Annotated in this window: 27 protein-coding genes, 1 tRNA gene and 1 other annotated feature; of the genes, 17 read left to right on the top strand and 11 right to left on the bottom strand. The window is 33.7% G+C overall.

Annotation, left to right across the window (positions count from 1 at the left end; all coding sequences use genetic code 11):
• Positions 1-10 precede the first annotated feature (10 nt).
• From NBE98_RS07445 to NBE98_RS07465, 5 genes are all read right to left on the bottom strand, one after another.
• Complete coding sequence (locus NBE98_RS07445) at positions 11-1,594, bottom strand: N-acyl-D-amino-acid deacylase family protein (protein ID WP_250814323.1); 1,584 nt, start codon at positions 1,592-1,594, stop codon at positions 11-13.
• Positions 1,595-1,692: 98 nt separating this feature from the next.
• A complete protein-coding gene (locus NBE98_RS07450; RefSeq protein WP_250814324.1) occupies positions 1,693-2,880 on the bottom strand; it encodes a YgeY family selenium metabolism-linked hydrolase in 1,188 nt (395 codons plus the stop codon).
• A 27-nt stretch (positions 2,881-2,907) separates the two neighbouring features.
• On the bottom strand, positions 2,908-4,125 hold the full coding sequence (dpaL, locus tag NBE98_RS07455; protein WP_250814325.1) for a diaminopropionate ammonia-lyase: 1,218 nt from the start codon (positions 4,123-4,125) through the stop codon (positions 2,908-2,910).
• Between the two features lie 284 nt (positions 4,126-4,409).
• A complete protein-coding gene (locus NBE98_RS07460; protein ID WP_250814326.1) occupies positions 4,410-6,185 on the bottom strand; it encodes a sigma-54 interaction domain-containing protein in 1,776 nt (591 codons plus the stop codon).
• A gap of 178 nt (positions 6,186-6,363) precedes the next feature.
• On the bottom strand, positions 6,364-6,798 hold the full coding sequence (locus NBE98_RS07465) for an MOSC domain-containing protein (RefSeq protein WP_250814327.1): 435 nt from the start codon (positions 6,796-6,798) through the stop codon (positions 6,364-6,366).
• A gap of 185 nt (positions 6,799-6,983) precedes the next feature.
• Between NBE98_RS07465 and NBE98_RS07470 the strand changes: the two genes are divergently transcribed.
• From NBE98_RS07470 to NBE98_RS07490, 5 genes are all read left to right on the top strand, one after another.
• Positions 6,984-7,059: transfer RNA gene (locus NBE98_RS07470), tRNA-Lys, on the top strand.
• A gap of 229 nt (positions 7,060-7,288) precedes the next feature.
• Positions 7,289-7,666 carry a GntR family transcriptional regulator gene (locus NBE98_RS07475; protein ID WP_349305902.1) on the top strand — a complete coding sequence of 126 codons (378 nt, stop codon included), beginning with the start codon at positions 7,289-7,291 and terminating at the stop codon, positions 7,664-7,666.
• Position 7,667: 1 nt separating this feature from the next.
• Positions 7,668-8,375 carry an ABC transporter ATP-binding protein gene (locus tag NBE98_RS07480; RefSeq protein ID WP_250814328.1) on the top strand — a complete coding sequence of 236 codons (708 nt, stop codon included), beginning with the start codon at positions 7,668-7,670 and terminating at the stop codon, positions 8,373-8,375.
• Positions 8,376-8,408: 33 nt separating this feature from the next.
• Positions 8,409-9,185, top strand: a complete 777-nt coding sequence (locus tag NBE98_RS07485) for a hypothetical protein (RefSeq protein ID WP_250814329.1) — start codon at positions 8,409-8,411, stop codon at positions 9,183-9,185.
• 15 nt (positions 9,186-9,200) lie between these two features.
• Positions 9,201-9,914 (top strand): hypothetical protein, encoded by a 714-nt coding sequence (locus NBE98_RS07490; RefSeq protein WP_250814330.1) that lies wholly within the window; start codon positions 9,201-9,203, stop codon positions 9,912-9,914.
• A 55-nt stretch (positions 9,915-9,969) separates the two neighbouring features.
• On the opposite strand, the gene NBE98_RS07495 is transcribed toward NBE98_RS07490, so the two are convergent.
• Positions 9,970-10,509 carry a hypothetical protein gene (locus NBE98_RS07495; protein ID WP_250814331.1) on the bottom strand — a complete coding sequence of 180 codons (540 nt, stop codon included), beginning with the start codon at positions 10,507-10,509 and terminating at the stop codon, positions 9,970-9,972.
• A gap of 145 nt (positions 10,510-10,654) precedes the next feature.
• Here NBE98_RS07495 and NBE98_RS07500 point away from each other — a divergent pair, with 145 nt between their 5' ends.
• Together NBE98_RS07500 and NBE98_RS07505 are read left to right on the top strand one after the other, a co-directional pair.
• The gene (locus NBE98_RS07500; RefSeq protein ID WP_250814332.1) at positions 10,655-10,816 is read left to right on the top strand and encodes a hypothetical protein; all 162 of its coding nucleotides are present in this window, start codon (positions 10,655-10,657) and stop codon (positions 10,814-10,816) included.
• Positions 10,800-11,021, top strand: coding sequence for a sulfurtransferase TusA family protein (locus NBE98_RS07505; RefSeq protein WP_250814333.1), 222 nt, complete (start codon positions 10,800-10,802; stop codon positions 11,019-11,021). The genes NBE98_RS07500 and NBE98_RS07505 overlap by 17 nt, the downstream gene beginning before the upstream one ends.
• Here NBE98_RS07505 and NBE98_RS07510 read toward each other — a convergent pair.
• Positions 11,018-11,926: a LysR family transcriptional regulator gene (locus NBE98_RS07510; protein WP_250814334.1), complete on the bottom strand. Its 909-nt coding sequence runs from the start codon at positions 11,924-11,926 to the stop codon at positions 11,018-11,020. The genes NBE98_RS07505 and NBE98_RS07510 overlap by 4 nt on opposite strands.
• Positions 11,927-12,146: 220 nt before the next feature.
• Here NBE98_RS07510 and NBE98_RS07515 point away from each other — a divergent pair, with 220 nt between their 5' ends.
• From NBE98_RS07515 to NBE98_RS07530, 4 genes are all read left to right on the top strand, one after another.
• Complete coding sequence (locus NBE98_RS07515; RefSeq protein ID WP_250814335.1) at positions 12,147-12,809, top strand: YeeE/YedE thiosulfate transporter family protein; 663 nt, start codon at positions 12,147-12,149, stop codon at positions 12,807-12,809.
• A 28-nt stretch (positions 12,810-12,837) separates the two neighbouring features.
• The gene (locus tag NBE98_RS07520; RefSeq protein ID WP_250814336.1) at positions 12,838-13,065 is read left to right on the top strand and encodes a sulfurtransferase TusA family protein; all 228 of its coding nucleotides are present in this window, start codon (positions 12,838-12,840) and stop codon (positions 13,063-13,065) included.
• A gap of 34 nt (positions 13,066-13,099) precedes the next feature.
• Entirely contained in the window at positions 13,100-13,633 is a 534-nt protein-coding gene (locus NBE98_RS07525) for a YeeE/YedE thiosulfate transporter family protein (RefSeq protein ID WP_250814337.1), read from the top strand.
• An 80-nt stretch (positions 13,634-13,713) separates the two neighbouring features.
• The gene (locus tag NBE98_RS07530) at positions 13,714-14,940 is read left to right on the top strand and encodes an FAD-dependent oxidoreductase (RefSeq protein WP_250814338.1); all 1,227 of its coding nucleotides are present in this window, start codon (positions 13,714-13,716) and stop codon (positions 14,938-14,940) included.
• 91 nt (positions 14,941-15,031) lie between these two features.
• Here the strand turns inward: NBE98_RS07530 and NBE98_RS07535 are convergent, their stop codons facing one another.
• Entirely contained in the window at positions 15,032-15,538 is a 507-nt protein-coding gene (locus NBE98_RS07535; protein ID WP_250814339.1) for a tryptophan transporter, read from the bottom strand.
• Positions 15,539-15,662: 124 nt separating this feature from the next.
• Positions 15,663-15,911: a binding site (T-box leader), on the bottom strand.
• 148 nt (positions 15,912-16,059) lie between these two features.
• On the opposite strand from NBE98_RS07535, the gene NBE98_RS07540 reads away from it, so the two are divergent.
• Genes NBE98_RS07540 through NBE98_RS07555 form a run of 4 tightly spaced genes read left to right on the top strand, consistent with a single transcriptional unit; the run spans position 16,060 to position 19,536 of the window.
• Positions 16,060-17,100 (top strand): M42 family metallopeptidase, encoded by a 1,041-nt coding sequence (locus tag NBE98_RS07540; RefSeq protein WP_250814340.1) that lies wholly within the window; start codon positions 16,060-16,062, stop codon positions 17,098-17,100.
• Entirely contained in the window at positions 17,091-18,092 is a 1,002-nt protein-coding gene (locus NBE98_RS07545; protein ID WP_250814341.1) for a M42 family metallopeptidase, read from the top strand. Before NBE98_RS07540 ends, NBE98_RS07545 begins: the two co-directional genes overlap by 10 nt.
• A gap of 13 nt (positions 18,093-18,105) precedes the next feature.
• Positions 18,106-19,059: a zinc-binding metallopeptidase family protein gene (locus NBE98_RS07550; protein WP_250814342.1), complete on the top strand. Its 954-nt coding sequence runs from the start codon at positions 18,106-18,108 to the stop codon at positions 19,057-19,059.
• Between the two features lie 30 nt (positions 19,060-19,089).
• The gene (locus NBE98_RS07555; RefSeq protein ID WP_250814343.1) at positions 19,090-19,536 is read left to right on the top strand and encodes a VanZ family protein; all 447 of its coding nucleotides are present in this window, start codon (positions 19,090-19,092) and stop codon (positions 19,534-19,536) included.
• Between the two features lie 25 nt (positions 19,537-19,561).
• On the opposite strand, the gene NBE98_RS07560 is transcribed toward NBE98_RS07555, so the two are convergent.
• Positions 19,562-20,338 carry a PAS domain-containing protein gene (locus tag NBE98_RS07560; protein WP_250814344.1) on the bottom strand — a complete coding sequence of 259 codons (777 nt, stop codon included), beginning with the start codon at positions 20,336-20,338 and terminating at the stop codon, positions 19,562-19,564.
• Between the two features lie 72 nt (positions 20,339-20,410).
• A complete protein-coding gene (locus tag NBE98_RS07565) occupies positions 20,411-21,010 on the bottom strand; it encodes a uracil-DNA glycosylase (protein WP_284703608.1) in 600 nt (199 codons plus the stop codon).
• Between the two features lie 169 nt (positions 21,011-21,179).
• Between NBE98_RS07565 and NBE98_RS07570 the strand changes: the two genes are divergently transcribed.
• On the top strand, positions 21,180-22,049 hold the full coding sequence (locus tag NBE98_RS07570; RefSeq protein ID WP_432432679.1) for a DegV family protein: 870 nt from the start codon (positions 21,180-21,182) through the stop codon (positions 22,047-22,049).
• Positions 22,050-22,106: 57 nt separating this feature from the next.
• Here NBE98_RS07570 and cls read toward each other — a convergent pair whose 3' ends face one another.
• Positions 22,107-23,543 carry a cardiolipin synthase gene (gene cls, locus NBE98_RS07575; RefSeq protein WP_250814346.1) on the bottom strand — a complete coding sequence of 479 codons (1,437 nt, stop codon included), beginning with the start codon at positions 23,541-23,543 and terminating at the stop codon, positions 22,107-22,109.
• A gap of 189 nt (positions 23,544-23,732) precedes the next feature.
• On the opposite strand from cls, the gene NBE98_RS07580 reads away from it, so the two are divergent.
• Entirely contained in the window at positions 23,733-25,001 is a 1,269-nt protein-coding gene (locus NBE98_RS07580) for a helix-turn-helix domain-containing protein (protein WP_250814347.1), read from the top strand.
• Positions 25,002-25,009: the final 8 nt, after the last annotated feature.

The following is a 25,009-nucleotide window of genomic DNA, read 5'->3' on the forward strand; positions in this document are numbered from 1 at the left end:
GGAAAGCATACTATTTTCTTAATACCTCTCCTGCCAATACTTTATTATAGACTCCTTTGTCTATAGCAATTTGACCATTGATAATTACGAAATCAATTCCTTCTGGGTACTGAATTGGATCTACAAAAGTTCCCTTATCCCTAATTGTTTCAGGATTAAATATTACTATATCAGCATAATTACCTGCTTCAAGGCTTCCTCTTTGCTTTAGTCCTAAAACCTCAGCAGGCTTTTTGGTCATCTTAAAGATAGCTTCTTCAAGGGTAAGAACTTTTTCTTCTCTGACATACTTTCCTAGAACTCTTGGGAAGGCTCCATATACTCTTGGATGAGGCTTTCCTGCTAGAAGTCCGTCTGTACATACATTTTGTTCTGGTCTTTTTAGGAATTTAATCACATGCTCTTCAAGACCATAGAAATCTACCATGCCTACGGCATTTTCCTCTTCATAGAGCAAATCAAAGGTAGCTTCTAAAGGATTTTTTCCTTGAATTTCTCCAATTTCTTCAAGGCTCTTGCCTATAAATTCTTCATTCTTATCTGTTTTAACACTTGTTACAGCTATCTGATCAAGACCAGCAAAATCTACGAAGTTATCCCAGCCTGGTATTCCTTCTTCTATGTCTTTAATCATTTTTCGTCTCATTTCATCATCTTTAAGTCTTTCAAGAAGTTTATCTGTTCCACCTGCATGCGCCCAAGGTGGAAGAATTACTCCAAGCATTGTGCTTCCTGCAACATAAGGGTACTGATCAAAGGAAACCTTAATGCCTTCCTTTTGCGCCTTTTCTAGTAATTCTATAACGCCATCTATATACTGCCAGTTCTTCTTTCCACATACCTTAAAGTGTGAAAAGTGAACTTTTACTCCTGATTGTCTGCCTATTTCTATAACTTCTTCCATAGACTCAAGTATGGTATCTGCTTCACTTCTTTGGTGAACTACAAAAATCCCATCATATTCAGCTACAACCTTGCACATTTCAATTATTTCTCTAGTTTGAGAATATGCACATGGAATGTATATTAGACCAGTAGAAAGACCGTAAGCTCCAGCCTCCATCTCTCTTCTTGTAATGTGGCACATTCTTTTTATTTCTTCATCAGTTGCTTCTCTAGCTTCAAGCCCCATTGCCTCCATACGAATATTACCATGAGGTACAAGATAGCTTTGATTTAGTCCAACTCCATTGTTTTCCATCATCTTAAGATAGTTATCTGTAGTTTCATAGTTCCAATCTATTTCATCACTATCTCCGTCTAATCCAGCTAAGTTCTTTCTCCAAGAGCTTATATACTGCTTTGGAAGAGGAGCCATTGATATTCCGTCTTGTCCTAAAAGTTCAGTGGTAATACCTTGACGGATCTTTGTTTCGTTATATGGATTTACAAGTATCATTAAGTCTGAATGGCTGTGAGTATCGATAAACCCTGGTGCAACTGCTAAACCTTTGGCATCGATTACTCTATCAGCCTTATCATCTTTTATTTCACCTATTTTAGCAATTTTATTATCTTCAACAAGAAGATTACCCTTAAAAGGCTTCTTTCCTGTTCCATCTACTATAAGACCATTCTTTATTAGTATTTTCATACCTTTCTCCTTTGTGCATAAGTTAATAGAAGTTAAATTCTAAAACCTGGCTTATACACGCATAGATTTGCATGTATAAGCTCAGGCTTAAAATATTTCTACTTGCTGAATACAGATTTTAATATTCCGTAGTATCCTTCTGCACCTTTATATAATTGTTCTTGTTCAATATACTCATCTATTGTATGAGCTAGGTTTTCCTTTGAAGGTCCAAATCCTATAGTTCTTATTCCCTTTTCACCTGCATAGTGGCTTCCATTTGTGCAGAATGAATAGTGTGTAATTTCTGGATTTATTCCTGCTTCTTTTAATCCTTTGTATGCAGCTTGTACAAATTCATCTGATTCTTCATATAACCATCCTGGGAAGAATCTTTCTCCTTGGATTACTTCTCCAGTAAAGCATCTTTCTTCTCCAACTGCATAAGAAACTTTTACATTAAGCTCTGAATCTTCCTTCTTTAACTCTTCTACTAGCTTAAGAACTGGCTCTAATACAGATTCTTTAGTTTCACCAACTAAAAGTCTTCTGTCAAATGTAGCTTTGCAGTAATCTGGAACTACTGAAGCTCCTGGGTATGGTGAAGACTTAATATCAGTAAGAACTAATATTCCTTTTCCAAGCACTGGCTGTTCAACTGGCTCTATGCCCTGAACCTTCTCAATTACCTTTGACATCTTATATACTGCATTAATTCCTTTTTCAGGATTTGCTGAGTGAGCTGGCTTTCCAAAAGTTTCGATAACTATTTCCGCACGTCCTCTTTGTCCTCTTTTTAAGTTAAGCTCTGATGCTTCTCCTATTACTACATAGTCTGGATTTATTCTTTCACTTATTTTTCTAGCAGAAACGCCTTCAAATATTTCTTCATGAACAACTCCAGCTACATATATGTCTCCTGCAAAATCTTTGTTTGTATCTTCTGCAAAGTATGAAACTGCTGCAATCATAGCACTTACAGCACCCTTCATGTCAGAGGCGCCACGTCCATAGATTTTTCCATCAACTACTTCTCCTCCAAATGGAGCATGTACCCATTTAGAATCGTCTGGTACTGGAACGGTATCTATATGTCCATCAAATAATATTTTCTTTCCTGGCTTTTTTCCTTTAATGTGTCCTATAACATTTCCGTAACCATCTACAAACCAATCATCGTATCCCATTTGCTTAAAAGCAGCAGTTATAGCTTCAACTACTTTGCCTTCTTCACCTGAAACGCTAGGTCTTCTTAGAAGTTCTTGACATAATTTTGTTAATTCTTGTCTTCTTTCATTTGTCATCATAATTTTCATTCTCCTTTTCTTTTTATCTTATCCTACAGTAGGAAAGTCTCCATCCCATGCAATTTCTCTGTATCTTATTGGATCAGTATCGCCTTCAGTACTGAATAATAATACTCTTGAATTTTCATCAAGCTTTAATGCCTTCTTCAATTCCTGCATATCATCTCTTGTCATTATTGATGATATAAGTCCTGCTGTTACCGCTCCTGATTCTCCAGAAATAACTCTCTTGTCTCCCTTTAATGGATTTCCAAGAACTCTCATTCCTCTTGCAGCTACCCAGTCAGGGCATGATACAAAGGCTTTGCTGTAGTCTCTTAATACCTTCCAGCCAATAGTATTTGGCTCACCACAAGCTAGTCCAGCCATGATAGTTGGCATATCTCCGCCTACTACTCTTGGCTCACCATCATTAGCTAAAGCTGACTTATAAAGACATGCTGCTTCATCAGCTTCTACAATAACAGTTGTTGGACAGTTATCTCCAAATACAGAAGCAAAATATCCTTGTACAGCTCCAGCTAAGGAACCAACACCTGCTTGTACAAAAATATGAGTTGGTCTTTCAACACCCATTTCATTAAGCTGTTCTAACGCTTCTGAAGCCATTGTTCCATACCCTTGCATAATCCAAGCTGGTATTTCTTCATAGCCATCCCATGCAGTATCTTGAACTACTACCCAGCCATGCTTTTCAGCATTTTCAGCCGCAAGTCTAACTGCATCATCATAGTTCATATCTGTTATAGAAGCTTCTGCACCTTCAGCTTGAATGTTCTTAAGGCGGATAAACGAAGAACCTTTTGGCATGTACACAACTGATGTTTGCTTAAGCTGTCTTGCTGTCCATGCAACTCCTCTTCCATGATTTCCGTCTGTTGCGGTAACGAAAGTTATTTCTCCAAGTTGTTTTCTAATTTCATCTGAAGTTAGTTTTTCATAGCTAAGCTCTGAAATATCTTTATTAAGTTTTTGCGCTAAGTATTTAGCCATGGCATAAGAACCACCAAGCACTTTAAAAGCATTTAAACCAAACCGATGTGATTCATCTTTAATATAAATTCCGCCAACTCCTAAATCCTTTGCCAAATGATCTAAATTAACAAGTGGAGTTTTAGTATACTCAGGAAAGCTTTCGTGAAACTTTCTAGCCTTGTTTATTTCTTCTTTACCTAAAAAATCAATATTAGTCTTTTCTTTTTTTACTGACATTTCATTTTCTTTCCATAAAATACTTTTTTTCATTTGTCTACCTCGCTCTCTTAAATTTCTAAAATATATTAAAGCAACATCCGTGCCAAAACATAGCTATTAGAAAATTTATTTAAAAAACTTTTGATAAAAAAACATCAAAAATTCTTCTATTAAAAGCATTTTAGGGCATAAAAAAAGGTTTAAGAACTCTTTTTCATGTTCTTAAACCTTACACACTGAAAAATTTATATATCCTTATTTATCAAAATAATACTAATTATCAATTTGATAAATAACTTTTATTCATGTACCAACGATTTTTTCTATTTTTATTATCATTTCGATAAATCTTGTTTCATTTCCTCCAACTTTCGATACAAAGTTGCAATTCCTATACCTAATTTTTGTGCAGCTAGTTTTTTTCCTTTAACATCACTTCCATATAACTCCAATGCCCTTGATATATACTGTTGTTCTATTTCCTTTAATGGTACAATAACTCCTTCATCTTCTACCACAGCACAAAATGAATTTCTACTTTTATTCTTACTATTTAATATTCCCATTGGCAGGGTTTCCCTATCTAATACTCCGCTTTCATCCGCCATGTTAACCATAAATTCAATAACATTTTCAAGCTCTCTCACGTTACCAGGCCAGGTGTAGCTTTTAAGCACACTCATAGCTTCTTCATCTACCTTCAAATTCTTGTTATTAAACATTTTCTCGTAACGCTGAAGCATCTTCAAAACCATCACTTCAATGTCTTCTCCTCGTTCTCTAAGAGGGGGCACTTCAATAGGTATAACATTAAGCCTATAGTATAAATCTTCTCTGAACTTTCCTTCTTCAACCATCTGCTTAAGATTTTTGTTTGTTGCTGCAATTACTCTTATATCTAAATCAATCAATTGGTTTGAACCTATCCTAACTATCTTTCTTTCCTGCAGTACTCTTAGTATTTTTACTTGAAGATATAAAGGCATATCTCCTATTTCATCAAGAAAAATAACGCCCTTGTTAGCAAGCTCAAATTTTCCTACTCTTCCATTAGAATCTGCACCGCTGAAGGCACCTCTTACATATCCAAATAATTCGCTTTCAAGAAGGGTGTCCGGTATAGCTCCGCAGTTAATCGCAATAAAAGGCTTATTCCACCTGTCGCTTTCCGCATGAATTGCCCTTGCAATAAGTTCTTTACCAGTTCCGCTTTCTCCGCTTATGAGTACTGTGGATTTTGAGTTGGCAACCTTTTTTATCTTCTCCTTAACCTGAACCATTGAGGTTGACTTAGCAATAATGTCCTCTGTTCTAATAGTTTGCCAAACATAAGTGGCTGCAGCCTCTAGCTTCCCCCTCTTTATCTCGTTAAAAACAAAAATTCTATCATAGGGTGGAAGAGAAGGAAAAATAGGTATTAGCTTACCCATAAACTCCATCTTTTTACTCTCAAATTTAACAGTAAATACTTCCTCATTCATGATGCTTTCGTTACAAGAAGTAATATCTATAATTTTTTTAAAATATGTTTGGGAAGCCCTTAACTGCTTCACTGCTGGCTGATTCATATGCATAATTTCATTGTCCTTATTAATAACCAAGACTCCTTTATCAAAGCTATCAATAACCTGGTTCAACACATGGAGCATTCCTTTGTTTCTTTCCTTCTCCATGTGTTCGTATACTTTTGAGCTTATAAAATCAGCAATCTGCATTAAGAATGGACGGTAAGAAACCATATTCTTTATGAGTATATCCTTCTGCTCATAGCTTGAACAAACAAGTCCTATTACGCCTATTATTTCATCTCCCAACCTTATAGGAGTACAAATTTGCATCTTTTCAACACAATTGTTTTTATTTTCACATTCCTCGCATAAGAAATAATTTCCTGGATTCTCTATTACGTGTTGTTCACCAGTTCTCAATACATGGCTGTACACCATGCCTTCCCTTGTTAAATCTTCATTTATTTTATCTTCATACATACCTGTCCCAGCTATTCTTACGAGATTTTTATCCACTATCTCAACGTCTACATTTATAACCTGAGAAATTACGTTTGCGTATTTAATTACAGTATCTTGAATTTGCTTTAAAATTGACTCCATATTTATGACACTCCTCGAAAAAATGCTTCGAACTCTTTTGTAACAATTTATAAAATTAATTGTAATACATATTCAAAGTATTCTATTTTTATTTTATCAACTAAAATTTATTAATACAATGTAATAAAAAAGGAAACCCTTTTATTCTATACGCTTTCCTGAATAAAAGGGTTTGCTATTATCTGTTTAAAACCTCAACTGTATCTCCAATCTTAATATTTCCGCCTATTAAAACCTTTGCAAATATACCTTCACGAGGCATTATGCAATCTCCTACTGTATTATAAATGTTACAACGGTCATGGCATACCTTTCCTATTTGGGTTACTTCTAAGAGAACCTTTCCTATTTCTAGTTTCGTTCCAATAGGCAGTTTTGCCAAATCAATATCGCTTACAACTATATTTTCTCCAAAGGCTCCAAACTTTACGTTTATTCCCTTAGCTCTAAACTCCTCAATCTTTTCAAAGGATAATAAACTTACCTGTCTATGCCAATTACCAGCATGAGCATCTCCCTTTAGTCCAAAGTTTTCAATAAGTTCTATTTCTGGTACGTTGAATTTTGCTGTGCCTTTCTTCTCGCTGATACAAATTGCATGAATTTGTCCCATTTTTATACGCCTCTTTTCATTATAACTGTAATCCACCGTAAAAGCCCATTTAGGGCTTTGGCTTCGCCCCGGGGAACTCTTATATCGCTCGTTCCCACTCGCAGAGTTCCCGTAAAAGCCCATTTAGGGCTTTNTGGTAAAGCTAAGCCTAAAGCTTAGCTTTATTTATTCTACATATTGAATGAGGTTCACTAGCTCAGTCGGTAGAGCACATGACTTTTAATCATGGTGTCCGGGGTTCGATTCCCCGGTGAGCCACCAAAAGCATCCTAATTATTAGGATGCTTTTTTGATATATCTGATGTTTATATATAATAAGGAGGCTGTCACTATGGCAGCCTTTTAATTATTCTTAATTTTAGGAAAACTCAAGAAATAACAAGCTAATCTAGGCTATTAGCCAAAATTTAGGCTTAAATTGCATTTGTAGATATTGAAACAAAAGTTCAACTAGTGTATTATTTAACTAATACAGTGGTTGCATTTGGAGGTGAAAAAAATAGACTTTCAGTTAAACAATAGAGAACCTATTTACTTACAAATAATGAACTATATAAAAAGAAGAATTATATCTGGAGAATTGGGTATGGGAGAGAAGCTTCTATCTGTAAGAGAGCTGGCTACCGAGCTTATGGTTAATCCAAATACAATTCAAAGAGCTTATACAGAGTTAGAAAATGAAGAATTGATTTATACTAGAAGAGGTCTCGGAAAGTACGTAACAGAGGATATAAGAATTATAAAGATACTTAAGCAAGAAAGTGCCGAGAGCATCTTGAATAATTTTATAAGAACAATGAAGGAACTAGGTATTACAAAGGGTGAAGCATTAGAGTTTATTAATAATAATTATGAGAAGGTGAATTAATATGGAAACTATATTACAAATTAATAATTTAAAAAAAGCTTTTGGTAGTAAGATAGTCTTAAATGATATAAATTTATCGTTGCAAAAAGGTAAGGTCATGGGTATCTTAGGTCCTAATGGAAGTGGAAAAACAACCTTACTAAATCTAATTGAAGGGTTTTTAAAGCCTACTGAGGGCACTGTGTTGATAGAATCAAAAAATGCAGGTGTAGAGACTAAAGCTTTAACTTCTATGCTTCAAGATAAAAATGTATTTCTAACATGGATGAAGGTTAGTGATGGGTTAGAGTTTTACAGTGATTTTTTTAGGGATTTTGATAAAACAAAAGCAAAAGAGCTTTTAAAAAGTTTAAGTATAAGTGAAACTGATAAAATAAGAAATTTATCAAAAGGTACCCTAGAAAAGTTTAGTTTAGCTCTAACTATCAGCAGAAAAGCAAAGCTTTATATCCTAGATGAGCCTCTGTCAGGTATTGACCCTATTGCAAGAGAAGAAATACTAGAATTAATAGTTAATAACTTGGATGAAGAATCTTCTATGATTATAACCACTCATTTAATAGCAGAGTTAGAAAGAATATTAGATGAGGTAGTATTTATCAAAGATGGCAGTATAATTTTGCAAGGTGATACTGAAGAGATAAGAATGGAAAGACAGACTTCCTTGGATAAGCTTTATAGAGAGCTATACAGAAAAACTGATAATTAATAGTATAGAAAGTTAAAGAGAAGGAGTTTAATTATGTTTAAATTGTTAAGATATAATTTTAAAGACAGTAAGGTTGCTTATCTTATAGAACTAGTTGTACTGCTTACTATAGATTTAGGAATATTAAGTCTAGCCTTTTTACAACGTACAAAGGGAGTTAATATCATAAGCATATCTTTTTATCCTGAAATGATGATGACCTTTGCCTACGTGAATTTTTTAATAGTTCTATTTTCCTTTCAGCGGCAGGTTACAAAAGATGTTGGAAGATTATATTTTTCAGCACCTGTCAAAGGAATAAACTATTTGGTATCAAAGGTATTCGAATTTTGTATAATTCAAGGGTTTGTAATAATTGTAGGGATTCTTTACAGCAGTTTATTTAATAATATATTTTACTCTGAATATAGATTTGAAGTAGAAAACTTGATAGTATATTCAATAGGTTCTGTATTGCTATTAGATCTTTTGATATGTATTTTAGGTATATTTACTATATTAAGCAGTATGCTTAAGGATTATAAGCGTTCAGGAATTATAAGTATTATGCTAATATTTTTAGTTGCGCTTATAGGTTTGATTGTAAATAACTTTTTAGGCAATATATTCCCAAAACTTGTTATCAATATCAGACTGCTTTACTATTCAAAGTTTGACTATTTAAATATATTTATTGGGGCTTATGTAAGAAATGGAATTTTAAAGGTTGCTCCAATATTTATGGCTATCAAGCTAGGCTTTTTTATAATGTTATTCAAGACAGCTAGTAAGGCCATGGATGATAAATTAGATATGACCTTTAATAATTAGGGGGTGGAGAGAGCAGTGGTTAACTTAATAAAGTACGGACTAAGAGAGGTGAAAGCTCTTCATATTATAGAGGTTATAGTTTATATACTTGTTGTTGCATCAGCATCAGGCATGGGCATCTTTTCTACAGCAGCGGTTAGTTTTATCTTGTTCAATATTATTGTGTTTACAAATTTAATGGTAAATGTTAATTCTATGGAAGCTACATTAGCTTTTAAAAGAGGAGCGCTAATAAATACCACACCTTTAAATATAACCAGGATTTTAGGAAGCAAGGTTATAGAAATGCTTGTTATTCAAACAGTTACTTTTGTGGCTTTAGTCTTAATTAATTCTATTTTTTATAGAGTATCATCGCAAAATGCTCTTATAGGTCAGCTAACCTGGTTTTATGTTATGATGTATGTTGTATTTTTATTTATATATAGTTTAATTATAATGGTTTTTCTTTTAGCAATGCGAATAAAGGCTGTTTCTAGAAATAGTTTTATTCAGGCAATAGGAGGATTTACAAGCACTATTATTATTATGAGTTTATTAGCGAAGATAGCATCCTTAATAACTGGTGAAAGTTTATATATAGATATTAAAGTGAGTGTTCAAGAAGGGTTTAGGCTGAGTACTGCCTGGGGTGCAGTAGTGTTATTTTCCGTTCTTACTATAATTGCTATAATTATATTAATAATCAACCTAGGAAAATATTTTGATAAAAAGCTTGATATAACGTAAGGATAAATTCAAAAAGGCTGAGAACTTTGTAAAGAACTCAGCTTTTTTTCTTTCACTACTTTTTTAAAGTTAAGAATTTATATAGATCTGGTCTTAATTCTCTCACATGGTCTAAAAAAGTATTTTTAAGTCCTAAAGCTTTTAAGTCACCTAAAATTATTTTTGGATATTTTGTTGAAATTGACATTGCCTTGGCAGTATCTATTAGTCTAAGCTCTCCCATTGAGTTTATAAAAATATGAAGTAGGGCAGTATCTTGTCTTTTGTATCCTACGTCTCCAAAAGCCTCATATATCTTTACTATCTTTTCACTAAGGCTTATAGTTAATGGATTGTCTTTTAGGTATTTATCAAGCTCCATACCATCTATATATTCCCTAATGATGTAATTTTCTCCAAAGTCAAAGAGCTTAGGAAAGAAACTATTCCCTTGGGCCATAGCTAAGGTTTCAATTTCCTTTTGGCAAGTATCTCTTTTTTTAAAGATTTTTATGCACTTATAGTCATCAATTCTATAAACAGATCCATGCATCCCTTTACCGATAAACTGCAGTTTACTTAGATTATAGCCATGTTCTTTTTTTATTTTTTCCACCCACTTTATATTACTTCTAATTATCAATATATGAATTTAGATTTAATTCGGTTCTACAGGAAGGATATGCAAATAAAAAATAGAATAATAATAATTAATAATCTACACATCCTAATAGTAAAAATGGATATAAGGAAGGTGTACTATGAATAATAAAAAGGGTAAAAAGAAAATGAGCTTTACTAGGTTTACAAACTTGCTTTATGAAGCATCCTCTTCTTTAGTTCCTGGTACAGGAGAACTATATAATACGAAATATGCTGATAAAGAGGAAGGAAAGGAAGAAAATAATGGAGAGTTCCATTGATTGTGTCGGAGAGATTTGTCCAGTTCCAGTTGTTAAAGCTAAAATTCAATATAAAAAACTAAAACCCGGTGAGAGTTTAACTGTCATTACTGATCACAGCTGTACTTCACAGGGCTTAAAAGACGCTTTTAATAAGTATAATTGTCACATTACTGTTGAAGAAGACGGGGGCATATGGCATATCAGGATTAAAAAGCTAGATTAACAGAAGGTTTCCCTGCCATACTTTTTAATATAAGAAATAAAACTTTTTATATGAGGCTGATTTGCTCGGCTCTTTTGATATACCATTGAAATATTGCAGCTTGGTGCTGCATCTTTTATAGGAAGAGTTTTTAAGGCTTTAGTATGAATTTCTTTTTTTACAGAAGTATAAGGTACAATAGAAACCCCATGGTCTGCAATAACTGAAGCTTTAATTGATTCTAGGGTATCAAGTTCCATTTCTATGTTTAAATTGCAAACAGATATTTTATTACTTGTAAACAGCTTTTCAATAATTCCTCTTAAACTGCTTCTGTCTGAACCTATTATAAGAGGAAGTTCTGCTATTTCCTCTAAGGTTATGGAGGTCTTTTCTATATTAAACTTACTTGAAAATATAAATATCAAATTATTGCTGCATATATTAAAGCTTTCAATTCCCTCAATCTTTCTGTCAGAATCTATATCTATAAATCCCACATCAGAGCTACAGTCTAAAACATTCTGCAGCACATTCTTACTGTGCTCAGTCTTTAAGGAAAATCTCACGTTTTTATGATTCTTTTTATATAGGTGCAAGGTACAAGGCAGTAAATATTCACCTACGCTATTGCAGGCTGATATTTTTATTTCCTCAAGCTCAGATTTTTTACACTGATCTAACTCTTTTGCCATGTTTTCATATAGATTAACCAAGGCTTCTGCATAACTTAATACAATTTCGCCTTCATCGGTAAGATTAACCCCCTTGTTGCTTCTGATTAAAAGCTTTGCATTTAGAGACTTTTCAAGAGCTTGAAGCTGCTGACTTAAGGCAGATTGAGTCATATGAAGATTTTTAGCAGCCTTAGAGATACTGTCTTGCTTTACGGTTTTAATAAAAGAATTTAAGTAAGTTATGTTCATATTTAAAAATTTCTCCTTATAATTCAATCTGTTGATTATTTTAATTATATAATTTATGTTAGAAATATTCCATCAAAATAAAAACTAATATTAACATTGTTAATTTTATATCAGAAAAACTTATAACTTAAACATATGAATACGATGTAAAATAGACTTGTAAGCACTTAATGGGCAGTTAGGTGTTAGTTAATTAACAAACTTTACGGGGGTGAAATTAATGGCTGAGATTAAAACTAGAGTATCAACAAGGCCAAAAAAGAAAAAGGTTAATCAAATTCCTTTTGGAGCAGCACTTTTAATTGCAATTTTTGGAATGGGCTTCTTTATAGCTAACCAAGCTCCAAAGACAGCAATTATGTGGGTGCTCGGTGTAGCTGCAGGGTTTACACTTCAAAGATCAAGATTTTGCTTTACTGCATCACTAAGAGATCCAGTTTTAACTGGGAGCACATCATTAACCAAGGCAGTTATTATTGCAATTTCCATAGCAACTGTAGGCTTTATAGGAATTCAATATTCAGCAGTTTCTAAGGGACAACCTGTTCCAGGCTATGTATCACCTGCAGGAATACATACCGCTATAGGAGCAACAATGTTTGGTATAGGTATGGTTATTGCAGGGGGTTGTGCTTCAGGTACACTTATGAGAGTTGGAGAAGGCTTCTTAATGCAGATGCTTTCCCTTGTATTCTTCGTTATAGGTTCACTATGGGCTGCCAACAACTTTGGTTGGTGGACAAATAATATTATATCAAAAGGCAAGGCAGTATATTTGCCAGATGTGTTAGGATGGGTGCCAGCGGTATTATTACAGTTTATATTATTATTTGGATTATACATTATTGCAGATTGGTATGGAAGCAAGAAAAATAATCAATAACTAATTGCATTTAGAGGAGGAAATTATTATGGCAGAATTAAGACTAGATTGCTTAGGAGAGGCATGTCCTGTACCACTAATTAAAACTCAAAAAAAAATGGACACAATGAAGGTTGGAGATGTTCTTATAGTTGAAATAGACCATAGTTGTGCAATGAAAAATGTTCCAGAGTGGGCTAGAAAAGAAGGACACAATGTTGATATAGAAGAAATAGATGACGGTGAGTGGGAAATCTATATAGAAAAGACAAAGTAGTTCTATGGCCACACAAATATAGGGGGTGAAATGGATGAATATTAAAGATAATGTTTATTACAAAAAATTTCTAAAGGAGCCTTGGACTTATACTGCAGGTGCGGTTATATTAGCAGCTTTAAATATTGCTATGTTCTCAGCTATAGGAAAGCCTTGGGGAGTAACAGGTTCACTTACTAACTGGGGTGCATGGATTTATCAAGCTATAGGTGGACATCCTGAAAAGTGGTTCTTCTTTCAGCAGAAGGCTAATGCAGCTGGCTTAGCAGGCGGTTTTTGGAATGATGCTTTCTCAGTTGCAGACTTGGGCATTATATTTGGTGCCTTACTATCAACTTTATTAGCATCACAATTTAAGATTAAGAAAATAAAGTCGTGGAAACAAGTTGTAGCTGCTATACTAGGTGGACTACTTATGGGGTATGGTGCAAGAATTGCCTTTGGTTGTAATATAGGAGCATTCTTCAGTGGTGTTGCTTGTATGTCACTTCACGGATGGATATATGTAATATTTATATTCCTAGGTGCTTGGATAGGAAGCAAGCTTTTAGTTAAGTATTTTATGTAGTTTTAATATGGTGGCTTCTTGCCACCATATGTTTTAAAGGTGAAAATAATGAGGTTTATATATAATTGGAGGATTTAGGGATGGAAAAAAAACATGAATACTATGACGTTATAGTTATAGGGGGAGGAGCTTCGGGGCTTACTTCAGCCATATACTGCGGAAGAGCAAGATTAAAAACACTTTTGATAGAAAAGTCTTTAGTTGGAGGGCTTGCAACTTACACAAATGAGATAGCTAATTATCCAGGCTTTCCTGAAGGAATAGGCGGAATTGAGCTTATGAATCTTTTTCACAAGCAGGCTAAAAACTTTGGGGTAAACTTTAAGTTAACAGATGTTAAGAGCGTTCAACTTGAAGGAAAAGATAAAATAGTCGAGACCTTTAGGGTTGTATATCATGCTAAGTCGGTTATTATATCAACAGGAGGCAAGCCAAGACTAACTGGTGCATTAAATGAAGAAAGTTTCTTATATGATAAGGGAATTTCTTTCTGTGCGACCTGTGATGCTGCATATTACACTGATAAGACAGTTATGATAATAGGAAGTGGAGATGCTGCAATTGAAGAGGGAATGTTTCTAACCAAGTTTGCCCAAAAGGTTATAGTATCAGTTATTCATGATGAAGGAATAATGGATGCCAACAAAATAGCTCAAGAGCAGGCAAAGAAAAACCCTAAAATGGAATTTGTTTGGAATACGATTGTTAATTCCTTTGAAGGTGAAGAGAGGTTAAATAAAGTAGTCCTTAAGAATACAAAAACTGGCGAACTAATTGATATACCTGTTGATGGCTGCTTCTTATTTATTGGATATGTTCCCAATACAGAGATATTTAAGGGACAAATAAATCTGAATATACAAGGCTACGTTATTACCAATGAAAACATGGAAACTAATGTAGATGGGGTTTTTGCAGTAGGAGACGTAAGAGAAAAGTTCCTTAAGCAGGTTGCTACTGCAGTTGGTGACGGAGCAATAGCTGGAGTTGGAGCAGAAAAGTATATTGCTGAATCAGAAGTATTTGAAGAAGAAATAATGCAAAAGGAGAAACTGGGTCTAATCTATCTTTGGTCTCCAATTGATGAGCAGTGCAGAGCCTTTTTATCTACGATTGAAGAGGTTGAAAGAGAGTTAGCAGCTACGGTTAAGGTTAATAAGATAGATGTATATAAAAATTCCAGCCTTGCTGCAAGATTAGGAACAGTTGAAGCTCCAAGCTTGATTTACACCAAGAATGGGCAGATTGTTGCAAAGGATAAGAATATCACTAAAGAAAGCATAATGAATGTAATATCAGTACTATAATTTGAATCCTCAGCCTAATCTATAATACGGCAAATGCGATTTTAGAGAATCTCACGATCCTCAGTTTAAACAGCATTTGCCGTGTTTTTTATTAGTAGCTTGTTTTTTTCATAGCAAGGCTTGCTGCATTATATAGAACTATGCAGGCACCTAAGTTAAATAATGTTGCTGGAATTACCACAGCTAGCATTAAAGCTAAGAATGGTGCTGGAAGACCTGCAATAACAAATGCTGAGCCTAAAAAAACAGTTCCGCTAATTAATGTTCCTATAATAGATATTATGAACATTTTTATTTGGTTATTAAATTTATCCTTTACAACTTTTAAGATAAAATAAACTACATTGCAGGTTATAAGTTTATCTATTATATTTGGCATTTGACCCCCTGGAAAGGTAGTAGTAGCAGCAGTAAGCACGCCAGCTGCTATGCCAATTAGAAGAGTTAATTTATAGTCTTCACTAAGTGTAATTGCAATAAACATCATACTTAATAAGAAATCAGGTTTCATTCCAAACAAAAACGGAGGAACTATTTGGTGAAGTACCATACCTATGGCTAGAAGTAGTGAACTCATTATAAGCTTTTTTAAATTCATAATTTACATCCCCTTTAAAATAAATATTACTTATAAATTTTATTTGCCAGTCCGATTCATCTAATGTTCATACCATAGCTGATCCCCCCTTTTCAATACAAAATAAAAAACCTCCGCCCTAAAACTATAGGGCGAAGGTAATCCGCGTTGCCACCTAAATTGTGTAAAAAATACACATCTCAATTCAGATACTATCATGTCCTATCCCTTTTAACGGTGGGCATCCGTTAAGGACTACTCTTTTAAGCTTAACTTAAAATTTCGGCTTACTCCTGTAAGGTCCATTCACTATATGACATTGCACTGAGATCACACCCTCCTCAGCTCTCTGAAACTAGACAGTATAGCTACTCTTCCTTTTCAATGGATTTATGGTATTTCCTTTATTTTCTATTATTTTACTACGATGAAGTAATAGTGTCAAGAAGAGGTTTAAAAAATTCTAAATAATAAAATAACAAAAGGAATATCAATAAAAATAGAGAATATAAGTAAATGGTGACTAAAGGGGGTAATAAGGTATGAAAGATATAGAGTTTTTAAAGAAGCTCTGCACTTCTCATGCTCCAAGTGGAAGAGAGCATTGGCTTTATCCAGTTGTTAAAGATGCTTTCGAGCCTTTTGGAGAATTGAGTTTAGGAAAATTAAATAATATATATGCATATAAGAAGGGCAAGGGAAAAGAAAGTATAATGCTTATGGCTCATGCTGACGAAGTATTTTTGATGGTAACAGAGCTTTGCGAGAATGGATTCTTGAAATTCAAGAGCAATGGGATTGACGCAAAAACACTTGTATCTCAGGAGGTTTATATCCATGGAAAAGAGAAAGTACTTGGCATTATAGGAATAAAACCGCCTCATCTTATGAGTGAAGAAGATAGAAAAAAAGCAATAGCTGCAGATGATTTGCTTATAGACACTGGCCTCTCAAAGGAAAAACTTCAGGCTTTAGTAAACATAGGTGACTATGTAACATTAAAGAGGAATTTTTACGAACTCTTAAACAACAATGTTATTTGCAAGTCTGTTGATGATAGGGCTGGAATAGCTGCTATGTATGCTTGTGCTAAGGAACTTAATAATATAACTCATGATTTGGATGTTTATTTTGTAGCGTCTTGCCAGGAAGAAGTAGGCCATAGAGGAGCAAGAGTAGGAAGCTTTGAAGTTAATCCTACTATGGCAATAGCGATTGATGTTACCTTTGACAGTGGGCCAATGGGAGCAACTGAAAGAGAAAACTACCTTGGCGAAGGTCCAGTTATTTCTATTGGTCCTAATATTCACCCTAAGTTTAGAAAAAAGCTTACGGATATTGCAAAAGAGTATAATATTCCATATCAGGTTGAAGTTGAGCCAGGAGACACAGGTACAGATGCTTGGGATATACAGGTGGTTGGAGATGGAATTCCTACACTTCTTATTTCTATCCCGATAAAGTACATGCATACCTCAGTTGAAATGGTGAACATAGAAGATATAAAAAATACAGGAAGAATAATGGCTAAGTTTATTGAAAAATTGAGATCTGAGGAGGTGGAAGAATTATTATGCTTTTAGAAAAACTCTGTAATGCAACAGGACCTTCAGGCTATGAGGGAGATGTTAGAGATTTAATAAAACAAGCTGTTAAGGATTACGTAGATGAGCTGAAAGTTGATAGAATGGGAAACATAATCGTTCATAAAAAAGGGACGGGTAAGAGAGTTGTTGTTGATGCACATATGGATGAAGTAGGCTTTATAGTAACAGGATACAATGAAGACGGCACCTTGAAATTCTATTCTTTAGGCGGAATTGCAGCAAATTTACTTCCATCGAAGGTTGTCTTAATTGGAGAGAACAAAATGCCTGGAGTCATAGGATTTAAGCCTATACACCTTCAAAGTTCTGAGGAAAGAAAAAAAGCTGTGTCCTATGATGATTGCTGTATAGATATTGGTTCAAGTTCCAAAGAGGAAACTAAAAAATTAGTTAGCCTTGGAGAATTTGCTGTGTTTGATACTGAATTTGGAGTGTTTGGAGAAGGCCTCTATAAAGGGAAAGCTTTTGATGATAGAATGGGGTGCTCTGTTTTAATCCAAGCTCTTAAAGAAAGCTATGACTGTGATTTATATGGAGTGTTTAACGTTCAGGAGGAAGTGGGAGAGAGAGGAGCTTTTGTATCAGCTTTTGGTGTTAAAGCGGATATAGGAATTGTTCTTGAAGGTACAATTTGTGCTGACATGTCTAATGTTCCCAAGCATCTAAGAGCAACAGAAGTAGGAAAAGGTCCTGCTATTTCAATAATGGATAGAACAAGTATTTTCAATCAAGATATTTCCAGGGAAATTACAAATTTAGCAGAGCAAAAGGGAATACCATATCAATTTAGAAGAGCTATAGCAGGAGGAAACGATGCTTATGCCATTCATGCTTCAGGAGAAGGTGCTAAGGTAGCAACAATCTCAGTACCCTGCAGGTATATTCATTCATCAGTCTCAGTAGCAAGCAAGTGTGACTATGAAAATACAGTTAAGCTTCTTGTGGAATATCTAAAAATTATAAAGTAGGGAGGTTACAGTAATGGACGACATGTTAAAAAGGGTTCTTTCAAGCTTTGGTGTGAGTGGACATGAAGAGGAAGTGAGAAAGACTATTATAGATGAGTTAAAGAATGTAAAATGTGATATTAAAGAAGACAAGATGGGAAACCTAATTGTAAAAATTGGAGAGGGTACTGATAAGTTAATGCTATGTGCCCATATGGATCAAATAGGACTTATTGCAAGCTTTATCGAAGATAATGGCTTTATTAGAGTTGGAAGCTTAGGGAATTTTAATACAACAGATATAGTACATAACCTTGTAAGATTCGAGAATGGAACTTTTGGAAAGGTTGCTGCAAGTAAGTCTAATGCAGAGATAGGTGATTTATATATCGATATAGGAGTTTCAAGCAGAGAAGAAGCTCTAAAAAAGGTTAGAGAAGGAGACGTAGCTTGCTTCCTTGGAAATGTATTGGCGATAGATAATAAAATAATAAGTCAAGGCTTGGATAATAGAGTAGGATGCTATGTTTTATTAAGACTTATAAAGGAATTAAATGATGTTAATCAAGAAACTTATTTCGTCTTTTCTTCTCAGGCTGAACTTGGTGGAAGAGGAGCAAGAGCAGCTTCCTTTGCTATCGAGCCAGATCGTTGCATAGTTGTAGATCTTGAAGAAGCAGGAGATTCAATCGGAGGTAAAGGCAATATTAAAATTGGTGAGGGTCCGGTGCTAACAGTTATGGATAGAAGCTTAATTATGCATCATGAAATTAAGGAAAGCTTAGAAGCAGCAGCGAAACAAAAAAGTATAAAGCTACAATATGCTTCAGTTAACAGAATTACTGACGGAGGAGCTATTCATAAAGAAAAATCAGGAGTAAAGACAGGAGTAGTTTCAGTACCTTGCAGGTATAATCATTCAATTTCAGAAATGGTTTGTACCTGTGATATAGAAAACACTATAGAACTTTTGAAGAATTTGATATAATAAAGAAAAAATATTAGAAAGGTCTATACAATGAAAAATAAGAAAATAAAATGGCTGATGGTTATTGCTTGGATGATATTGATTTTCACTTTTTCAAGTCAACCAGGAGATACATCAGAGGAGACGAGTCAATTTGTAATTTATATTTTTAATCTTCTTGGATTAGACTTACATGGTTACTTTGGAGCACTAGCAGATTTTGCAGTAAGAAAAGGTGCTCACTTTACAGAATACTTAATACTGTATATGCTTTTTTACAATGCTTTAAGTGAAAGCTTAAATTTTAAGAAAGCATTATGGTTTTCTATGGTTGCAGTATTTTTGTATGCCTGCTCTGATGAGTTTCATCAAAGTTTTGTACCAGGAAGGGGACCAGCTTTTAGGGATGTTCTCATTGATAGCTCAGGCGGATTTTCAGGGCTTATTATTATATTTATGAAAAACTTAATAAGTAAAAATAGAAAGCTAACTGCCTAATTTGCAGTTAGCTTTTTAAAGTGCATTAAGCACTCGTCCTTTTATAATGGTTTAGCTTTTCTTCAAGTTCTACTCTTTGACTAATATCACGACATATACCTTGTACTGAAAGCAGATTTCCCCTATTATCATAAAAGGGAATAGCATAATCCTCCATCCATATATAATGTCCATCAGTATGTTGCCAGCGAGTAATAATAGGCTTTGAAAAATCTACATTACCGGTTGATTTATTCATAAGTAATTCAAGATCTTCAGGATGAGTTATCTTGAATACATGAGTAGGATCGTTATAATTTGTTTCTAAGCTGTGACCTAGTACTGCCTCAAGGGATTTGCTTATGTATGTAAACTTTTGTTCAGGAAAAATTTGATATTGGTAAACTATATCCTTAGAATTATCTAAAAGCTTGTTTATCATATCGAATCTTTTTTTATACTCTATATAATTGGAAATATCAACTATTGAACCATAAGCACCTATGATATTATTTTCAGCATCTAATAAATGCTGATAGCTTATATCAACGTGTGTAAAGGAATATTCTGCCTTAAAGGTAAGGGTAACTTTATCCTTTGGCAGCATAGAGTCAAAAAAGCTAAAATCTATATACTCATCAATCAAATAAGATGAAAATTTCTTTCCAATCATGTCCTCTGGATTTATACCTAATATAAAGCTTGATGCAGATTCAATATCAGTAATTATATCATTACTATCTACAACAAATAAAACTTCGTTTTTAATAGAGTTAAGACTATTTTGCTCTAATAAAGCTTTCAAATTTAAATTGTTTTCCATTGACTACACCTAAACCTTACAGATTATTATTAGTCTAATTTTACACTTTTTTGTCGAAATAATCAAGACATATTATTCAAGGGATTTTAAAGCTTCTTTTAGTTTTATCCAATCCTCTTCATAGGCTTCATGAAAGTCCTCACTTCGGTTATAAGTCAAAGAAGATGGATGATACATAGGGAAAATATGTTTTCCTAACTTTTCATTGAAGTATAACTCTCCATGACACTCTCCAATACTTATAAATTCAGTTAATCTTTTTAAAGGAACATTTCCAAGAGTTACAATAATTTTCGGATTAACTAAAGCTATTTCATCATCTAGAACTTCTTTAAATAGATTCACTTCAGATTGCTTAGGAGGTCTGTTGCTTACAGAAGTTCTCCCATTTTTACCTTCCTTTATAGTTATAGGTCTAAAGAAGCAGGTGTTAGTTATTCTTACGATATCCCTAGTTAAGCCTATAGTTTTTAAGTACCCTTCAAAGGTTTTTCCGGCCATACCTACAAAAGGTTTCCCTTCTTCAACTTCTGTTTTTCCAGGAGCCTCGCCAACAAATAAAATATCTGCGGGTATTGGACCATCACCGGATATATAGCCGCCAGTAGGCTCATCTTTATAGTTTTCAGCTATGGTTTTGATTCTATTTTTTATTTCGTCAATATTTATCATAATAGTTCACCGCCGTATATTTAGTTTCCTTGCTTTAGTTTACCATAACAACATTATATTTATTAACTAGTTGATAGAATATTAAAGCAATGATAATATTATACTATATTTATCCATAATATGAATTAATCAATAAATTAAAGATAATTAGATTAGTAAAGGAGAGGCGATTATGGAAACAGTTATTATCATAGACTGTGGCACTGACCTTCCAAAAGAATATGTTGAAAAGAATAATGTACCTTTATTATCAATGACTGTGAATTTTAAAGGGAATGAGTATAAGGATGATTTAGGTGAGACACTTCCTTATGAAGAATTTTATAGAGAGGTAAGAGCTGGAGAAATGCCTTCAACTGCTCAAATAAATGTTTATGCTTATGCAGAAGAGTTTAGGAAGCATGTAAGCCAAGGAAAGGCAGTTATTTGTCCTGTATTCTCTTCAGCTTTAAGCGGATCATATAATAGTGCGAATATAGCAAAGGACATGATTCTCGAAGAATTTAAAGATGCAGATATAACTGTTATAGATACAAAATGTGCATCCTTAGGAGAAGGATTGTTAGCTTACTATGCTATTGAAATGCTAAAACAAGGTGCTTCTAAGGAAGAAATAGTTAATTGGATAGAGACCAACAAGCTTAAAATAAATCACTGGTTTACGGTAGATGACTTGAACCACCTTAAAAGAGGGGGAAGAGTATCTAGTACTGCTGCTATCATAGGTACGCTTCTAGATATCAAACCTGTGCTTCATGTTGATAATGAAGGAAGATTGATTCCTATAACGAAGGTTAAGGGAAGAAAGAAGTCAATCAGAGCTTTAGCTGAGGAGTTAGATAAGAGAATAGTAAATGCTGACAATCAGATTATCTTTATAAGCCATGGCGATTGTTTAGAAGATGCTAAATTGCTTGAGAAACTAATAAGAGAAAAACATAATGTTAAAGACGTTATAATAAATCCAATTGGTGCCGTAATAGGTACTCACTCAGGGCCAGGAACAGTTGCACTATTCTTTTTGGGAGAAAATAGATAAAAATAAAACTACTCCACATATTTTTGAAAAGATATGTGGAGTAGTTTTATTTTTATCCTATAAAAGAGCAGAAAAAACTCTAGCAGTTGCCTCAAGTATTTTATGGAATCTTGTTATATTATCAAAGTCTTCAATAGATATTTCTATGCTTTTATCTAGGTCTGCAAAAAACTGATTTTCAAGTTCTTTTGTCTTAGCATCATCATAAATAACTGCATTTATTTCATAGTTAAGTTCATAGCTTCGTATGTCCATATTAGCTGTACCAATAGTAGAAATTTTACTATCTATTGTCATAACCTTAGAATGAATAAAAGAATCTTTACTATAAAAATATACTTTAGCTCCACAGCGAATAAGTTCAGCGAGATAGGTCCGGGAAGCCAAGTAAACTAAAACATGGTCGTACCTTCCGGGGAAAAGAATTCTAACATCTACCCCACTTAGCGCTGCCATCTTAAGTGCTTCCATAATACTTTCGGTAGGAACGAAGTATGGAGTTGTAATATAAATATTTTTCTTTGCCATGGTTATCATTTTCAAAACACCCTGCATTATTGCCGGAAACTCTGAATCAGGTCCACTTTTAACCAGTTGCATTATTTGTTTATTGGATTTTATAGGCTCTGGGAAGTAGCTTTTAAAATCATCTTTATTTAAAAAGTAGTCTCCTGAAATTCTTTTTATAGTAAAGTAATCATCAAGAAATACTGCCTGAAGTCCTAGAACAAAATCTCCTTTTACCATTATGTGAGTGTCTCTCCAGTATCCAAGCTTTCCTTTTCCTAAGTATTCATCTCCAATATTTATGCCGCCAATAAAGCCTACGTGACCATCTATAACTACAATTTTCCTGTGGTTTCTATAGTTTATCTGAGTATTTATAGCTCTTAAAAGAGGGGCAAGAAAATATGAATACTGAATTACATCTATACCTGCTGCCCTAAGTTCTCTTATAGCACTATTTTTCATTTTGATAGAACCGACTCTATCAATAATAAATTTTACACTGACGCCTTCCTTAGCTTTTTCAATGAGCAAGTCTTTTATCTCAGTTCCAATAGCATCACTTTTGACTATGTAATATTCAAGATGTATATGGTGCTTTGCTTTTTTTATTTCGTCTTTTAAACTTTTAAATTTTTCGTTTCCATTTTTAAAGAGTGTAATATCATTGTCAACAAAAAGGGGAGAGTCGCTATTTTTAGCTAATAATTCTATAAGAGGGATATACTCAGGGTTTTCAATTCTATTTATTACTCTGTAGATTAAATCTCTAACATATGGTGAGAAATCTTCTGTGAGTTTATGTCTCTTCCAGTTTCGTCCAAGGAATATGTACAGAATTAGACCAAAGGGTGGAAGTAATACAAAAACTAAAAGCCAGGCAATAGTTTTCTCTGGCCGTTTTCTTTCTAGTATGATAATTATTACAGATATAACTGCATATAAAATAAACAGCCATAAGGGCCAACTTCTAAATGTAAATACCATAAAGCCTCCTATCAATAAGCTCCTTAAACATGACCTTATATAAGCATTTATTTACAAAGATTAAACAAAATATACTTTAGGTCTTGAAATTGAAGCTTTAATATATGAAAATTATATATATAAATATTATCATAAAATTCAATAAATAGTTAAGCAATATTTAATTATATAAATTTGGGGGAGTATGTGATGATTTTTTTAACGACGGGGGAGAAGATAAGAAGCTTAAGAAAAAAATTTGACATGAGACAGCAGGAGTTAGAGGACGAAAATATTACGAGAGCCTTTATTAGTATGATTGAGACTGGTAAGAGAGGTTTAAGCAAGGAAACCGCAAAGCATATTGCTGAAAGCTTTAACAAGAAAGCAGAAAGCTTAGGAGTAGCTTTTAATATTGACGAGACTTACCTTTTAAGAACTCCAGCTGAGGATGCAGAAGTTTACTGCCTCAATAAATTAAATAATAATCCTACCAAGGATGAAATTGATGTTATCATCCAAATTACTAGAAAACATAGCTTAACTAAGGTTGAAGCCCAAGCACACAAAGTTCTTGGTGATTATGATTTTGAAGATAAAGCTTATGTAAAAGCCTTTATAAATTATATGATGTCCTTGGACTTGTATAAGGAGACTGAAGAAAAAGCATATACATCCTACTTATTTAACAGGCTTGGTGAATGTAAGGCTAATAAATTTGATTATTTAGAAGCTAACTCATTTTTTGGAAGAGCTTATTACTATGCTATGCTTTATAAAGATAGCAAAGCAGAAAAGGAAGCTATCTATAATATAGCAGCAAACTTTAAAAAGCTTGAAAAATATGATGAAGCTTTAGAATACACACAAAGATATTTAGAGCTTTGCAATAAAGAAAAAGAACTTAAAGAGTATATTTGTGCCAGCGTGTTAAAGGCTAATTGTTATAGGTATAAGCAAAACAAAGAGAAAGCTTTAAAAATTTGTATGGATGCTATGGCAGAGCTTTCGGATAAAAATAATGAAGCAGCTTGGCACTTATATAGCAATATAGGATTAATATATCTCGAAGAGAATGATTTAGATACAAGCCTTGAGTGGCTTGATAAAGCAGAAAAAGCAGCAGAAAATAGCTGTGTCTTTAATCTGTCTTTGACATATATACAAAAGTCATCTATATTTATAAAAAACGGATCATATGAAGAAGGCATAAAATTCGCTAACAAAGGCTTGAAGCTTGCGTTAGAAACTAGTGATATATTGACAACGATGAAGGCATATCGTAAATTAATTGATGGGTACAGTTGTATAGGTGACTTTACAAATTTAAAGAGCACATATATTAAACTTTTAGATGTATTAAAAAACAAGGAAGCTTACAAAGCTGAGGTTGTTAAGATATATAATAAATTAGCTTTATTGTATTTAGAACAAAATGATATAGAGATGTGCAAGAAATATCTTCAAATGATATCATGATTAGAAAG

It is taken from the genome of Clostridium swellfunianum, assembly GCF_023656515.1.
Lineage (GTDB): Bacteria > Bacillota > Clostridia > Clostridiales > Clostridiaceae > Clostridium_AT > Clostridium_AT swellfunianum.